The following is a 15506-nucleotide window of genomic DNA, read 5'->3' as shown; positions in this document are numbered from 1 at the left end:
AAAACCAGATAGTGCAAATTGAAATCTTCCCAGAACCATTATATAATGATTACAAAGGAGGTAAGCGATATGAACGGAATTTCAAATATTTCTACACAATCGGATTACAGAAATCTTGCGAGTGGAAAAAGAATAAATACGGCAGCTGATGGTGCAGCTGATTTGAGTATAATTGAAGAGCAGACGAAACAAATCAAGGGCTATGATGCTGGTTCGCGCAATATTGAATCAGGGAAAGATGCACTAAATATTTCTGATGCAGCGCTTGGCAACATCACAGATTATCTCCAGAGAATGCGCGAACTCGCAGTGCAGGCGAAAAATGGCTTTTTGGGTGATAGCGGTCGAAGCGCTATTCAAAAAGAAGTTGATCAATTAAAGCAGGGGATTGCAAATATTGCGGATCAGACGGACTACAATGGCAAAAAATTGCTAGATGGTTCTAATACAGCTTTTTCTATGGTGACAAGTTCAAAGGGGAATGAAGTTTCGATTAGTGCAGGCGATGCGACACTTGCTGCACTTGGCATAAAGGATTTTGATGTTACTGGAAATTTTAATTTGGATACGATAGATCGCGCATTAGATAAAGTAACCGAACAGAGAAGTAAAGGCGGAGCCGAGTATAATAGACTTGATTATGCGGCTAGATACAATGCGAATGTTTCTTATAATACAACAGCGTCAAAGAGCAAACTGGAAGATCTTGACTATGCAAAAGCTGTTTCGGAGCAAAAGAAGAAGCAAGCACTTCAGTCATATCAATTTATGATCCAGAAGAAAAAGCAGGAAAATGAAGCGAAAAGAATAAATAACTTTTTTATTTAATGATGTGTTCATGTTTTTGCCTTGCATTTTTAGAAAAATGAGAGTACAATCAATGGCACATAAGGCGGTGATTCTTCGGAGAGCGTGCTGATGAGCAGTTCACGTTTCAATTTTGTCTTAGAGTAGTGTCATTTAGTTCATGGATTCTTGCCTTATACAATGTTCCCAAAGGAAATATGTATGAAAGGAGGAAGAAGTTATGACGAATGAAGAATTGCTGGTAGCGATGTCTAACATGATGGACCAGAGATTAGATGAAAAACTTGAGCCGTTGAAGAAAGATATGTCGGAAGTGAAAGATCGAGTAACGAACATCGAGCTTAACATCGAAAACGATATTCGACCAGGAATTATTACGTTATGTGATGCATATGGAACGCAGTTTGATAGATATAGCATTTCTATTGAGAGTCATGAAAAAATGAAGACAGATATAGAAGTGTTGAAGTCAATTGTGTCACGACATTTTGATCTTTTGCCGGAAGAACGGCGTGCTATAGGCCAATAGATATGAAATCGAGAGAAATACGCTAGATATGTTAAGCGCTTTTCTCTCGTTTTTTCTATGCTTTATGCTAATTTATGGTAGAATTACAAAGTGGAAAATATAAAACAGAATGGAGCGTATTTATGACATATACATTGGCGAAAGATTTTTTTGTGGAAGATTATATTGGCGATAAAGAAGATGTGTTGCGAAGCATCGAACTGCTGCAAATGGAATTAGACAATTTCGTAAATCAGCATACCGATGAGGATTTGCAGGAGGCAGCACCGGAAGTGCAAAATGAAGTTGGCTATCTGCTCTATACACTTGGAAAAAGTTTCTATATGATAGAGGATTATGCGACGGCTGCACAGTATTTTGAGACGGGCTTAGCATTCAACTTAAATACAGAGGACGAATTTGTTATTGAGATGGTCAAGGGCTACGGCTTATCTTTACTTAACAGTGGTCAGGGGAAGGAAGGCATCGTTCTCGAGGCTGTATATGACGATTTTAGTAAATATGCCGATTTTTGCATGATTATGGGATTGGTTTATTTTGAACAGAACCAATTTGAACAGGCCGTGATCGAGTTTGCAAAGGCCACAAATGAGCGCCCGGATGCGATTGAGGGAAGCAATGCTTTTCTTTCGTATTATTATGCCGGTCAGTGTCGTGAAAAGCAGCACCGTATGGATGAAGCAAAAGAATTTTACAGAAAAGCGGGTCATTATGAGCCGGCGAAGGAGCGATTGGAGCGTATTGGATGATTAGGGTTTGATTTTGTTTAAAACATGAAAAAGAACGTAAAAAAATCGCCCAACGTGGGTATGAACGTGTAAAAACAGATCATACCTACATCGAGCGAATGAGGAAGATGTGTAACATTCTGAAAGAAGAGAATGTTTTATAAAGCCTGATCGATCAACATTCCGGCATAGGCACTTGGGGCGTACGGCGCTACAAAAGTCTTGCCGGGATTTTTGTATTCTACGATCACCTTGTTGATATAGCGCATCGGATCAATAGAGATGCGGTTGACTTCACCGGACAACGCACTCTTAAACTGATTCAACGTGTTAAAATGCTCGGAAGCGTCATTTCCTGAGATGGCAGCAGAAAAATGCTCTGGATTCAGCTGTAAATGTCTGCTTTCATTAGAGGAAATGCCAACAGCAGCAAGTGCATCAGAAAAATGATTACTGATGGCAGAAACCTCGTTTAACAGGCGGTGGCTGCCATGTAATGTGGCATATTTGCTTCCTACATCATATAACTTATTGTATGCGCTCAGTAAATTGTCAATGCCTTCTGTGATGGCAGCAGTGCTTGCCTGAAAGCCGATATGGACTGGCTTACCTGCATCAGCGGAAGTCTTATGCATTGTTACTTCAAAAGAGCGATTGATGGTAAAGGTATTTGACAAAGATGAGTGCTCCTGTCCGTTCAAACGGAAAACAGAGTTGGTTGCAGGCGTCGTAATATGTGAAATACCAAGGGTATTGATTTCGTTCCAGGAACTTCCGGACTGAATGGAGAAAATGGATGTTTCATCTGCAGAAAGTCCGGTTTGTTTGGATTGGATGCTAAGGGCACTCTCGCCTCGGCGATTTAGCTTTACTTCTGCAATCAGACCGATGTCGGACTGGTTGATCAAACGGGCGATTTTGCTCTGGACGTCAAAGTTGTTATCACCAGGATTGACATTGAACTGGAATTCATAGGAATTCGTTGGCATGTCCAAATCAAAGGAATAAGTTCCCTCTTCAAAGCTATAATCATTGCGGCGCAGATAATGACCTTCGTTGGTCTGTGGTCCGGCCAGAGAAATGACTTCCATATTGAAGCCGTTTTGTTCCTGGTCAGCATCGTTGCCTACAAAATGTACAGAAATGGTATCTTCATCAGAGGATACTGCCACTTTTTTCTTGAGCATAGATGCAATATCATCCCCGTCATCATTTAGCGCAGAAATGGCGTTTTGCAGCTGATGTGCATTTGCTTTGATGTCGATAGCAAATTCTTTGACATCCCCCGTCTGCGTAATCTTATATAGAGGGGATTCCTTGTTTGTCTTTATGATGTTGTTGTAAAGAGAGCGTAATTCACTCTTCTTATGGGAATCATAACGAGAACCTGTGGCCTTGCCATAGGTCGACAATAGATAATTGTAAGCGGCATCAATGCGTGCCATAAGACATCCCCTCCTTTCTTCCTTGAAATACGCTGCAAAACAATAAGAGAAACAATCCATGTTTCTATGGTGTTCTGTAGGCGGGGTATAAAAATCCATTTATTCACTTATATTATAGTACGGAAATGCCGGCTTGTCATCCACAAAATATGGAAACTTCTTATTTATAATGCGGATATAAAGTGTTATGATCACATTACGAAGCCAAAGGAGTGATGGCGCGGATTTTTACGGAAAAAGCTTTCTGTGAAAAAACGCTTATGAAAAACAAAAAATATATTGACGGAAAAGCAAGGGCTATGGTATAGTTGTTAAGCGACGGAAGTAGGTCTTTTTTTTATGCCTAAATTTCTGGCATAGAAAAACACAAGAAAAATTTAAGTGGAGGTGGAAGTTGTGCGCACGAAAATAACATTGGCATGCACAGAATGTCAGCAGCGTAACTACAATACGACAAAAGACAAGAAAACTCATCCAGATCGTATGGAAACGAGCAAGTACTGCAAGTTCTGTAAGAAACACACTTTACACAAAGAAACCAAGTAATTGGGGTAAAGGAGAGTTGATATGGCAGACACAGAAAAGAAAAGCATGTCCCAGCGCTTTGCAGGTCTGAAGACAGAGTTCTCAAAGATCATCTGGCCGGACGGCTCATCGGTTGGGAAGCAGACGGTAGCAGTTGTTGCTACGTCAGTTGTAGTTGCATTTATCATCGTAATCCTGGATTACGTGATTCAGTATGGCGTTGATTTTCTAGTGAAATTATAATGGAGGCAGAAGTATTATGGCAGAGGCACACTGGTATGTAGTCCATACCTACTCAGGTTATGAGAATAAAGTCAAAGCGAATATTGACAAGACCATCGAGAATCGTCATTTGGAAGATCAGATTATTGAGGTTCGTGTTCCTATGCAGGATGTCACAGAATTGAAAGATGGTGTTAGAAAAACATCTTCCAAGAAGATGTTCCCGGGATATGTTCTGATCAATATGGTCATGAACGATGACACATGGTATGTGGTCAGAAATACCAGAGGCGTGACAGGGTTCGTTGGACCAGGAAGCAAGCCTGTACCACTTACAGATGCTGAAATGAGACCACTGGGGATCAAGACAGACAATGTGGTCGTTGACTTTGATGAAGGTGATACCGTTGCTGTTATCGGCGGCGTTTGGAAAGATACCGTTGGTGTTATTCAGACAATGAATCACAACAAGCAGAGCGTGACGATCAATGTAGAACTGTTCGGTCGTGAAACACCGGTCGAGATCAGTTTTGCGGATGTTAAGAAAATGAATTAAGGAGGAACAATCCAATGGCAAAGAAAATCGAAGGATATATTAAGTTGCAGATTCCTGCTGGTAAAGCTACACCTGCACCACCAGTTGGTCCTGCACTTGGACAGCATGGTGTAAACATTGTAGAGTTTACAAAGCAGTTTAACGCAAAGACAGCTGATATGGGAGATACTGTTATCCCTGTTGTTATCACTGTTTATGCAGACAGAAGTTTTAGTTTCATCACTAAGACACCGCCAGCAGCAGTTATGATCAAGAAGGCTGCTAAGATCCAGTCCGGATCAGGCGAACCGAACAAGAAAAAGGTTGCTAAGATCACAAAGGCTCAGGTAAAGGAAATTGCTGAGACAAAACTTCCTGACCTGAACGCAGCAACAGTTGAGGCTGCTATGAGCATGATCGAAGGAACAGCACGCAGCATGGGTGTTGAGGTGACCGAATAGGCCGAAAGCAACTTAATGAGAGCGGGCGTAAGCACAGCTCGAATTTAGTGCGAGGTCGTTCTTTGAGATTAACGAGAGCGAGCGTAAGCGATGCTCGAGTTTAGCGAAAAGAACTTCCTTATTTGCGCGATTTAAAACAAGTTGAAACAGTGGGAGGGACCTCTCCCGATACTACCACAGGAGGTAAATAGAATGAAAAGAGGAAAGAAATACGTTGAGGCTGCAAAGTCATACGACAAGTCAGCTCAATTTGAAACAGCAGAAGCAATCGCTCAGGTAAAGAAGAATGCTACTGCTAAGTTTGATGAGACAATCGAGGCTCATATCAGAACCGGTTGTGACGGACGTCATGCAGAACAGCAGATCCGTGGTGCTGTAGTTTTACCACATGGTACAGGTAAGGCTGTCAAGGTTTTAGTATTCGCTAAGGGTGCTAAGGCTGATGAGGCTACTGCAGCAGGCGCAGATTTCGTTGGAGCAGATGAACTGATCCCAAGAATCCAGAACGATGGATGGTTGGACTTTGATGTAGTTGTTGCTACACCTGACATGATGGGTGTTGTAGGTCGTTTGGGACGTGTACTTGGACCTAAGGGCTTAATGCCAAACCCAAAGGCAGGAACAGTTACTATGGATGTAACCAAGGCTGTCAACGATATCAAGGCTGGTAAGATTGAGTACAGATTGGATAAGACCAATATTATCCATGTGCTAATTGGAAAAGCTTCCTTTACAGAGGAACAATTAGCGGACAACTTCCAGACCCTTATGGATGCCATTAACAAGGCTAAGCCAAGCAGTCTTAAGGGCCAGTACATTAAGAGCATTTCTTTGGCTCCTACAATGGGACCTGGCGTTAAGGTAAATGTTGCAAAAGTTGCACAGTAGTTATTGACATTCGTATAATACAATGATATAATGCGAAAGCATGTTGCCGAAGACAGTAGGTGCCGCAAGGCATAACGTATACGACCTACCGAGGACAGTCGATCGTTTTTAAACGATGTGATTATGATTTTTTGAGCCTCTTTGTCTAGCGCAGAGAGGCTTTTGTTTTGCCTGTTGGCAGGACATCAGATAAAATCTCCAAAGTCTAAGCAAGATGAAATAAAATAAGGAGGTACACGAAACGTGGCAAAAGTTGAATTAAAGCAGCCGGTCATTGACGAGATTTCAGCAAACATCAAAGACGCACAGTCTGTAGTTGTTGTTGATTATCGTGGATTGACGGTAGCAGAAGACACACAGTTACGTAAGGAATTAAGAGAAGCAGGCGTTACTTACAAGGTATACAAGAACACAATGATGAACTTTGCTTTCAAGGGAACTGACTATGAAAGCCTGGCTCCAGTGTTAGAAGGACCTAGCGCTATTGCTATTTCTACAGAAGATGCGACAGCTCCTGCACGTATCCTTGCTAAGTTTGCAAAGACAGCACCTGCACTTGAAATCAAGGCTGGTGTCGTAGAAGGTACATTCTATGATGCAAACGGAATGCAGGCAGTAGCAGCAGTTCCGTCAAGAGACGAATTGTTGTCCAAGTTACTTGGAAGTTTGCAGTCACCTATCACAAATCTGGCTAGAGTTCTTAACCAGATCGCTGAGCAGGGCGGCGAAGCACCGGCAACAGAAGAGTAATCACTTCATTAAAAAGAAATTATTAAATCAAATTTAAAACGGAGGAAATTATCATGGCAAAGATGACAACAGAAGAATTTATCGAAGCTATCAAAGAGTTAAGCGTATTAGAGTTAAATGACTTAGTAAAGGCTTGTGAAGAAGAGTTTGGCGTATCTGCAGCAGCAGGCGTTGTAGTAGCAGCAGCAGGCGGAGACGCAGCAGCTGCTGAAGAGAAGGACGAGTTCGATGTAGAACTTACAGAAGTAGGTCCTAACAAGGTTAAGGTTATCAAGGTTGTTCGTGAAGCAACTGGTCTTGGCTTGAAGGAAGCTAAGGAATTAGTTGATGGCGCTCCTAAGATCGTTAAGGAAGCAGCTGACAAGGCTACAGCAGAAGACATCAAGACTAAGTTAGAAGCAGAAGGCGCTAAGGTTACATTAAAGTAATTCCCGCCTGATGGCATAATTAGTATTGCAAGCAGAGACACCAGGGTTATTCGTGATCCTGGTGTCTTTTTGTGTGATGGGATTTTTCTGTGGGATTCCCTATTACACGAAAGGCCCTAACGTGCCAAAAATCCGCACAATGCAAAAAAATGGCAATTTGTCAAGTGAAAAGTGAAAAAAGTTCTTGCATCCTGAGAGAAATTGTTGTATAGTATAGGATGCTTTATTGTGGTGCAATGGGAATTTTATGCCCATTTTTCAATAGACTTAAAATATAAACGAGAGGTGAAACGTCAATGGAGAAAAACAGAATACGTCCAGTCAAGTCTGGAAAAAGCATGCGTATGAGTTACTCGAGACAAAAAGAGGTATTGGAGATGCCTAACCTGATTGAGATCCAAAGGGATTCTTATCAGTGGTTCCTCGATGAGGGATTAAAAGAAGTCTTCGATGATATCTCTCCGATCGCTGATTACAGCGGTCAGTTAAGCTTGGAGTTTGTTGATTTTACATTATGCAAAGATGATGTGAAATATACAATTCCACAGTGTAAGGAAAGAGACGCGACATATGCTGCTCCTTTGAAAGTAAAGGTTCGTCTTTACAACAAAGAGACCGACGAGATCAACGAGCACGAGATCTTTATGGGAGATCTGCCTTTGATGACAGAGACAGGTACCTTTGTGATCAATGGTGCAGAGCGTGTCATCGTCAGCCAGTTAGTTCGTTCCCCGGGAATCTATTATGCAATCGGACACGACAAGGTAGGTAAAGAATTGTATTCTTGTACCGTGATCCCGAATCGTGGTGCTTGGCTCGAGTATGAGACAGACTCTAATGACGTTTTCTATGTTCGTGTTGATAGAACCAGAAAAGTGCCGATCTCTGTATTGATCCGTGCACTTGGTGTTGGTACCAACCAGCAGATCATCGATCTGTTCGGTGAGGAGCCAAAACTCCTTGCATCTTTTGGCAAGGATCCATCTATTACGGAAAAAGAACCAAACGGTTCTTACGAAGGCGGTCTTTTGGAATTATACCGCAAGATCCGTCCGGGCGAACCGCTTACCGTGGAAAGTGCAGAAAGCCTGATTTCTGCTATGTTCTTTGACCCAAGACGTTATGACCTTGCAAAGGTAGGACGTTACAAGTTCAACAAGAAATTAGCACTCCGCAACCGTATCAACGGACAGATTCTCGCAGAGGACGTAGTGGACGAGACTACAGGCGAGATTCTTGCAGAGGCAGGTAAGGTCGTAAACCGTGAACTGGCAGATGCTATCCAGAATGCAGCCGTACCATATGTATGGGTACAGGCTGAGGAGAGAAATGTCAAAGTTCTTTCCAATATGATGGTAGATATCAGCAATTATGTTGACTTCGATACCAAGGCATTGGGCGTAAACGAACTCGTTTACTATCCGGTTTTGGCACAGATCTTAGAAGAGAATGAGACAGCAGAAGACCTTGCTGATGCAATCAAGAAGAATATCCATGACCTGATCCCGAAGCATATTACAAGAGAGGATATCTTTGCATCCATCAACTACAATATGCACTTAGAGTATGGCGTTGGTCATGATGACGATATCGACCATTTGGGCAACCGTCGTATCCGCGCGGTCGGCGAATTGCTACAGAACCAGTATCGTATCGGTCTTTCCCGTCTGGAAAGAGTGGTACGTGAACGTATGACAACACAGGATCTGGAAGGCATTTCACCACAGAGCCTGATCAACATCAAGCCGGTAACGGCAGCAGTGAAGGAGTTCTTCGGATCTTCCCAGTTGTCACAGTTCATGGATCAGAACAACCCACTTGGCGAGTTGACCCACAAGAGACGTTTATCCGCATTGGGACCTGGTGGTCTGTCAAGAGACCGTGCCGGATTCGAGGTTCGAGACGTACACTATTCTCACTACGGTAGAATGTGCCCTATCGAGACCCCTGAAGGACCAAATATCGGTTTGATCAACTCTCTGGCTAGTTATGCACGTATCAACGAGTATGGTTTCATCGAGGCACCATATCGTAAGATCGACAAGAGCGACCCACAGAATCCGCGTGTTACGGATGAAGTTGTATATATGACAGCAGACGAAGAAGACAATTACCATGTAGCACAGGCGAACGAGAAACTGGATGAGGAAGGACATTTTGTACGTAATTCCGTTTCCGGTCGTTTCCGCGAGGAGACCCAGGAGTACGATAAGCTCATGTTTGATTACATGGACGTATCTCCTAAGATGGTATTCTCTGTCGCTACAGCATTGATCCCGTTCCTGCAGAACGATGATGCTAACCGTGCGCTGATGGGATCTAACATGCAGCGTCAGGCAGTGCCACTTCTTACTACAGAAGCACCTGTTGTCGGAACCGGTATGGAGCCAAAGGCAGCAGTCGATTCCGGTGTCTGCGTTGTTGCAAAGCACGCAGGTGTGGTAGAGCGTTCTGAGTCCAACCGCATCATCATCCGCACAGAAGATGGTGACAAGGATGAGTATATCCTGACAAAGTTCTCTCGAAGCAACCAGTCAAACTGCTACAACCAGCGTCCGATCGTATTCAAGGGCGATCATGTCGAAGAAGGCGAGGTTATCGCAGACGGACCTTCTACATCCAAGGGCGAACTTGCACTTGGTAAGAACCCTCTGATTGGTTTCATGACTTGGGAAGGTTACAACTACGAGGATGCGGTTCTTCTTTCAGAGAGATTGGTACAGGATGATGTTTACACATCTATCCATATGGAAGAATACGAAGTAGAAGCCAGAGATACCAAACTTGGACCGGAAGAGATCACAAGAGACGTTCCGGGTGTCGGTGATGACGCACTCAAGGATCTGGATGAAAATGGTATTATCCGTATCGGTGCAGAAGTCCGTGCCGGAGATATCCTGGTCGGAAAGGTTACTCCAAAGGGAGAGACAGAACTGACCGCAGAGGAAAGATTGCTCCGTGCCATCTTTGGTGAAAAAGCAAGAGAAGTCCGTGATACATCCCTTAAGGTGCCACACGGCGAATACGGTATTATCGTAGATGCCAAGGTATTTACCCGTGAAAACGGTGATGAACTGTCACCGGGCGTAAACAAGGCAGTCCGCATCTATATCGCACAGAAGAGAAAGATCTCTGTCGGTGATAAGATGGCTGGTCGTCATGGTAACAAGGGTGTCGTTTCCCGCGTGCTTCCTGTAGAAGATATGCCATTCTTGCCAAACGGTCGTCCGCTTGACATCGTGCTGAACCCACTGGGTGTACCTTCTCGTATGAATATCGGTCAGGTCCTGGAGATCCATCTTAGCCTTGCAGCAAAGGCACTGGGCTTCAATATCGAGACACCGGTATTTGATGGCGCAAAGGAAATCGATATTCAGGATACTTTGGAACTTTCCAACGACTATGTAAACATGGAGTGGGATGAGTTCGAAGCAAAATATAAAGATCAGTTGCGTGATGATGTCATGCAGTATTTATCTGATAACAGAGAACACAGAGAACTGTGGAAGGGCGTTAAGTTAGGACGCGACGGAAAGGTACAGTTGCGTGATGGACGTACAGGTGAGGAATTTGATTCACCGGTAACCATCGGACACATGCATTACCTGAAGTTGCACCACTTGGTAGACGATAAGATCCATGCTCGTTCTACCGGTCCTTACTCACTGGTTACACAGCAGCCACTTGGTGGTAAGGCACAGTTCGGTGGACAGCGTTTCGGAGAAATGGAAGTTTGGGCACTCGAGGCTTATGGTGCTTCTTACACATTGCAGGAGATCCTGACAATGAAGTCCGATGACGTTGTAGGACGTGTTAAGACATATGAAGCCATTATCAAGGGCGAGAATATCCCTGAACCGGGTATTCCAGAGTCATTCAAGGTACTCCTCAAGGAATTACAGGCTCTGGGTCTGGATGTCAAAGTCTTAGACGAAGACAGAAACGAAGTACAGTTGATGGAGACCAGCGAATATGGCAATACAGACATCAATGCTATCATTGCCGGAGATAAGAACTTCGCATTTGAAAGCAGCGAATCTTTTGCAAAGAGTGGATTTACCAAGCAGGAATTCGATGCAGACAGCGAAGAGTTAGTCAACATTGAGGATGAGGAAGAAGAGCCGGATATGGATGCTTTTTCTGATGATTTCGATGGAGACGATCTTGGCGACGAATAGTAAGAAGGGAGATTAGCAATGCCAGAAGCAATGAATAAAGAAGCAACAAATCAGCCAATAGAATTTGATGCAATTCAGATTGGCTTGGCATCACCGGAAAAGATCAGAGAGTGGTCCAGAGGCGAAGTAAAGAAGCCTGAGACGATCAACTACAGAACTTTGAAGCCGGAAAAGGACGGATTATTCTGTGAAAAGATCTTCGGACCGAGCAAGGACTGGGAATGCCATTGTGGTAAATACAAGAAGATTCGCTATAAGGGCGTAGTCTGCGACCGTTGTGGTGTTGAGATCACAAAGGCAAGTGTTCGTAGAGAGCGTATGGGACATATCGAACTGGCAGCTCCTGTATCTCATATCTGGTACTTCAAGGGTATCCCATCCCGTATGGGACTGATCCTTGATCTGTCACCAAGAACACTGGAAAAGGTATTGTATTTTGCATCTTATATCGTACTTGATGCAGGAGACACACCTCTTATGTATAAACAGGTATTGTCAGAGCAGGAATATCAGGATGCCAGAGAGCAGTACGGCTCAACCTTCAAGGTGGGTATGGGGGCTGAGGCGATCCAGAAATTGCTCCGCGATATCGATCTGGAAAAAGATGCGGCTGAACTGAAAGCAGAACTCAAGACTGCTACCGGTCAGAAGCGCGCCAGAGTCATCAAGAGACTGGAAGTTGTAGAAGCATTCCGCGAGTCAGGCAACAAGCCGGAGTGGATGATCCTTACCGTTATCCCGGTTATCCCACCGGATCTTCGTCCGATGGTACAGTTGGATGGTGGACGTTTCGCGACATCCGATCTGAACGACTTGTATCGTCGTATCATTAACCGTAACAACCGTTTGAGAAGACTGCTTGAACTGGGCGCACCAGACATCATCGTTCGTAATGAAAAGCGTATGTTACAGGAAGCGGTTGACGGACTGATCGACAATGGTCGTAGAGGCCGTCCGGTTACAGGCCCTGGAAACAGAGCCCTCAAGTCTTTGTCAGATATGTTAAAGGGTAAATCAGGACGTTTCCGTCAGAACCTGCTCGGAAAGCGTGTTGACTATTCTGGACGTTCCGTTATCGTCGTAGGACCGGAACTTAAGATTTATCAGTGTGGTCTTCCGAAAGAGATGGCGATCGAACTTTTCAAGCCTTTCGTTATGAAAGAGTTGGTTGCTAACGGAACTGCACACAACATCAAGAATGCAAAGAAGATGGTCGAGAAGTTACAGCCAGAGGTCTGGGATGTACTCGAGGAAGTGATCAAAGAGCACCCGGTTATGTTAAACCGTGCTCCTACACTGCATAGACTTGGTATTCAGGCGTTTGAGCCAATCCTTGTAGAAGGCAAGGCAATCAAGTTACATCCACTGGTATGTACTGCATTTAACGCCGATTTCGATGGTGACCAGATGGCTGTCCATCTTCCACTTACTGCAGAGGCACAGGCAGAATGTCGTTTCATGCTCCTGTCTCCGAACAACCTGCTGAAACCATCTGATGGTGGTCCGGTAGCCGTTCCTTCACAGGATATGGTACTTGGTATCTACTATCTGACCATGGATCGTCTGGCAGATCATTCCAAGGAAGAGGGCATTACGACTGTTTCTGATAAGGTATATACTGACGCAGAGGACATCAAGGCAGACATTAATGCAGATGTCATCGACATTGATGATATGATCCATTTTGAGGATGTGACAGATGGTAACCGTCATGTCATCTGTAGAGCAAGAGACATACTTGGACATTATTACCCAAGTATGAACCAGGCACTGTTGGCATATGAAAATAAAGAGATCACATTGCATCAGGTCATTTACGTTCATAAGAGCGTGACACTTGCAGACGGAAGCGTTGTAGAAGGCAATGTAAAGACAACCTTGGGTCGTTTGATCTTTAATGAGATCATTCCACAGGATCTGGGATTTGTTGACCGCAGCAAGCCGGAAAATGCACTCCGTTATGAGATTGAGTTCCATGTTGGTAAGAAGGGATTAAAGCAGATTCTGGAAAAGGTTATCAATACACATGGAGCAACCAAGACGGCAGAAGTATTGGATGATATCAAGGCTATGGGTTACAAGTACTCTACAAGAGCAGCCATGACCGTATCTATTTCCGATATGACCGTGCCGCCACAGAAGCCACAGATGATCGCTGATACAGAAAAGACAGTTGACCGTATCACGATGAAATATAAGAGAGGTCTTTTGACAGAGGAAGAACGTTACAGAGACGTTGTTGAGACATGGAAAAAGACCGATGATGAGTTGACAGAAGCCCTGCTTTCCGGATTGGATAAGTACAACAATATCTTTATGATGGCTGATTCCGGAGCCCGTGGTTCTGACAAGCAGATCAAACAGCTTGCCGGTATGCGTGGTTTGATGGCTGATACAACCGGTCGTACGATCGAACTTCCTATCAAGTCAAACTTCCGTGAAGGTCTGGACGTATTGGAGTACTTCATGTCAGCGCATGGTGCTAGAAAGGGTATGTCCGATACAGCCCTTCGTACCGCCGATTCCGGATACCTGACCAGACGTATGGTTGACGTATCACAGGAACTTATCGTTCGTGAATCTGATTGTAATGCCGGAAAAGATCGTGAGATCCCTGGTACTTACATCACAGCATTCATGGATGGTCGTGAAGAGATCGAGAGTCTGGAAGAACGTATCACAGGCAGATTTTCGTGCGAGACGATCTGCGATGCTGATGGCAATGTGATCGTTAAGGCAAACCACATGATCACACCAAAGCGTGCACATGCGATCGTTACAGTTGGTGTGGATGAGAACGGAAAAGAGATCACACGCGTGAAGATCCGTAACATCCTTACCTGCCGTTCACATGTCGGCGTTTGCGCTAAGTGTTACGGTGCCAACATGGCAACCGGTCAGGCAGTACAGGTCGGTGAAGCAATCGGTATCATCGCAGCACAGTCTATCGGTGAACCTGGTACACAGCTTACCATGAGAACCTTCCATAGTGGTGGTGTTGCCGGAAACGATATCACACAGGGTCTTCCTCGTGTCGAAGAATTGTTTGAGGCAAGAAAGCCAAAGGGACTTGCAATCATCACAGAATTTGCCGGTACAGCAGAGATCAAAGATACGAAGAAGAAGCGTGAAGTTATCGTTACCAATAAGGAAACCGGAGAAAGCAAGGCTTATCTGATCCCTTATGGTTCACGTATCAAGATCGTAGACGGACAGGAACTGGAAGCCGGTGACGAACTGACAGAAGGTTCTATCAACCCACATGATCTCTTAAAGATCAAGGGCGTGCGTGCCGTTCAGGATTACATGCTTCAGGAAGTACAGCGTGTATATCGCTTACAGGGTGTTGAAATCAGTGATAAGCATATCGAAGTTATCGTGCGTCAGATGTTAAAGAAGGTACGCATCGAGAACAACGGTGATTCTGAGTTCTTACCGGGAACACTTGTTGATGTTCTTGACTTTGAAGAAATGAATGAGAAACTTGCAGAAGAAGGCAAGGAAGTGGCAGAAGGAAAGCAGGTACTGCTCGGTATCACAAAGGCTTCCCTTGCAACCAACTCCTTCTTGTCAGCAGCATCCTTCCAGGAGACAACAAAGGTTCTGACAGAAGCAGCCATCAAGGGCAAGATCGACCCATTGATCGGTCTGAAGGAAAATGTCATCCTTGGTAAGTTGATCCCAGCCGGAACAGGTATGAAACGTTATGGCAACATCAAGTTGAATACCGATTACAATCAGGAGATCGAAGAACAGACAGAAGACTTCGGAGATCTTTATGATGATACGCCGGTCGAAGAAGCCGAGGCAGAAACAGAAGCAGAAGCAGAAGATACTGTTTCTATCGACTAAGGATAATAAATCATAATACAAGGCACCACGGAAAACAGAGCATGCTTTCCGTGGTGCTTTTTGCTTGAAAAATCTCTTGACAGATGACGAGAATGTTTATATAATATTTTAGCGTGCATAAAACTGTGCACACTTATAAACTATACTACAGGAGGTGA

General features: G+C 44.2%; 13 protein-coding genes, 1 pseudogene and 1 other annotated feature. Of the genes and pseudogenes, 13 read left to right on the top strand and 1 reads right to left on the bottom strand.

The genetic code is table 11. The features are described from left to right. The first annotated feature begins 69 nt into the window (after positions 1-69). The 4 genes and pseudogenes from H8R94_RS05750 to H8R94_RS12490 all read left to right on the top strand — a co-directional run. Positions 70-828: a flagellin gene (locus H8R94_RS05750; protein WP_186854126.1), complete on the top strand. Its 759-nt coding sequence runs from the start codon at positions 70-72 to the stop codon at positions 826-828. A 199-nt stretch (positions 829-1027) separates the two neighbouring features. After that, positions 1028-1336, top strand: a complete 309-nt coding sequence (locus H8R94_RS05745; RefSeq protein WP_186854125.1) for a hypothetical protein — start codon at positions 1028-1030, stop codon at positions 1334-1336. A gap of 122 nt (positions 1337-1458) precedes the next feature. After that, positions 1459-2085, top strand: coding sequence for a tetratricopeptide repeat protein (locus H8R94_RS05740; protein ID WP_186854124.1), 627 nt, complete (start codon positions 1459-1461; stop codon positions 2083-2085). Between the two features lie 26 nt (positions 2086-2111). Then, a pseudogene (locus H8R94_RS12490) lies at positions 2112-2228 on the top strand (glycosyltransferase family protein); the annotation flags it as partial. On the opposite strand, the gene H8R94_RS05730 reads toward H8R94_RS12490, so the two are convergent. Further along, the gene (locus H8R94_RS05730) at positions 2223-3509 is read right to left on the bottom strand and encodes a flagellar capping protein (RefSeq protein WP_186854123.1); all 1287 of its coding nucleotides are present in this window, start codon (positions 3507-3509) and stop codon (positions 2223-2225) included. The pseudogene H8R94_RS12490 and the gene H8R94_RS05730 overlap by 6 nt on opposite strands. 396 nt (positions 3510-3905) lie before the next feature. On the opposite strand from H8R94_RS05730, the gene rpmG reads away from it, so the two are divergent. The 9 genes from rpmG to rpoC all read left to right on the top strand — a co-directional run bounded on the left by rpmG (position 3906) and on the right by rpoC (position 15348). After that, positions 3906-4055 carry a 50S ribosomal protein L33 gene (gene rpmG / locus H8R94_RS05725; RefSeq protein ID WP_118280366.1) on the top strand — a complete coding sequence of 50 codons (150 nt, stop codon included), beginning with the start codon at positions 3906-3908 and terminating at the stop codon, positions 4053-4055. Between the two features lie 21 nt (positions 4056-4076). Then, positions 4077-4277: a preprotein translocase subunit SecE gene (gene secE / locus H8R94_RS05720; protein WP_118535124.1), complete on the top strand. Its 201-nt coding sequence runs from the start codon at positions 4077-4079 to the stop codon at positions 4275-4277. Between the two features lie 16 nt (positions 4278-4293). Further along, positions 4294-4812: a transcription termination/antitermination protein NusG gene (gene nusG / locus H8R94_RS05715; protein ID WP_118280364.1), complete on the top strand. Its 519-nt coding sequence runs from the start codon at positions 4294-4296 to the stop codon at positions 4810-4812. Between the two features lie 14 nt (positions 4813-4826). Continuing rightward, complete coding sequence (rplK, locus tag H8R94_RS05710; RefSeq protein WP_118280363.1) at positions 4827-5252, top strand: 50S ribosomal protein L11; 426 nt, start codon at positions 4827-4829, stop codon at positions 5250-5252. A 192-nt stretch (positions 5253-5444) separates the two neighbouring features. Beyond that, positions 5445-6140: a 50S ribosomal protein L1 gene (rplA, locus tag H8R94_RS05705; RefSeq protein ID WP_186854122.1), complete on the top strand. Its 696-nt coding sequence runs from the start codon at positions 5445-5447 to the stop codon at positions 6138-6140. Between the two features lie 28 nt (positions 6141-6168). Next, positions 6169-6315 (top strand) — a sequence feature (ribosomal protein L10 leader region). Between the two features lie 68 nt (positions 6316-6383). Next, positions 6384-6890 carry a 50S ribosomal protein L10 gene (gene rplJ / locus H8R94_RS05700; RefSeq protein WP_118280361.1) on the top strand — a complete coding sequence of 169 codons (507 nt, stop codon included), beginning with the start codon at positions 6384-6386 and terminating at the stop codon, positions 6888-6890. A 53-nt stretch (positions 6891-6943) separates the two neighbouring features. Continuing rightward, positions 6944-7318 carry a 50S ribosomal protein L7/L12 gene (gene rplL / locus H8R94_RS05695; RefSeq protein WP_118280360.1) on the top strand — a complete coding sequence of 125 codons (375 nt, stop codon included), beginning with the start codon at positions 6944-6946 and terminating at the stop codon, positions 7316-7318. A gap of 296 nt (positions 7319-7614) precedes the next feature. Beyond that, positions 7615-11496: a DNA-directed RNA polymerase subunit beta gene (rpoB, locus tag H8R94_RS05690; RefSeq protein ID WP_118535125.1), complete on the top strand. Its 3882-nt coding sequence runs from the start codon at positions 7615-7617 to the stop codon at positions 11494-11496. Positions 11497-11514: 18 nt separating this feature from the next. Continuing rightward, the gene (rpoC, locus tag H8R94_RS05685; RefSeq protein WP_186854121.1) at positions 11515-15348 is read left to right on the top strand and encodes a DNA-directed RNA polymerase subunit beta'; all 3834 of its coding nucleotides are present in this window, start codon (positions 11515-11517) and stop codon (positions 15346-15348) included. Positions 15349-15506 lie beyond the last annotated feature (158 nt).

Origin of the sequence: Roseburia lenta (assembly GCF_014287435.1) — a bacterium.
Lineage (GTDB): Bacteria > Bacillota > Clostridia > Lachnospirales > Lachnospiraceae > Pararoseburia > Pararoseburia lenta.
This window is presented reverse-complemented; position numbering and strand designations above follow the sequence as displayed.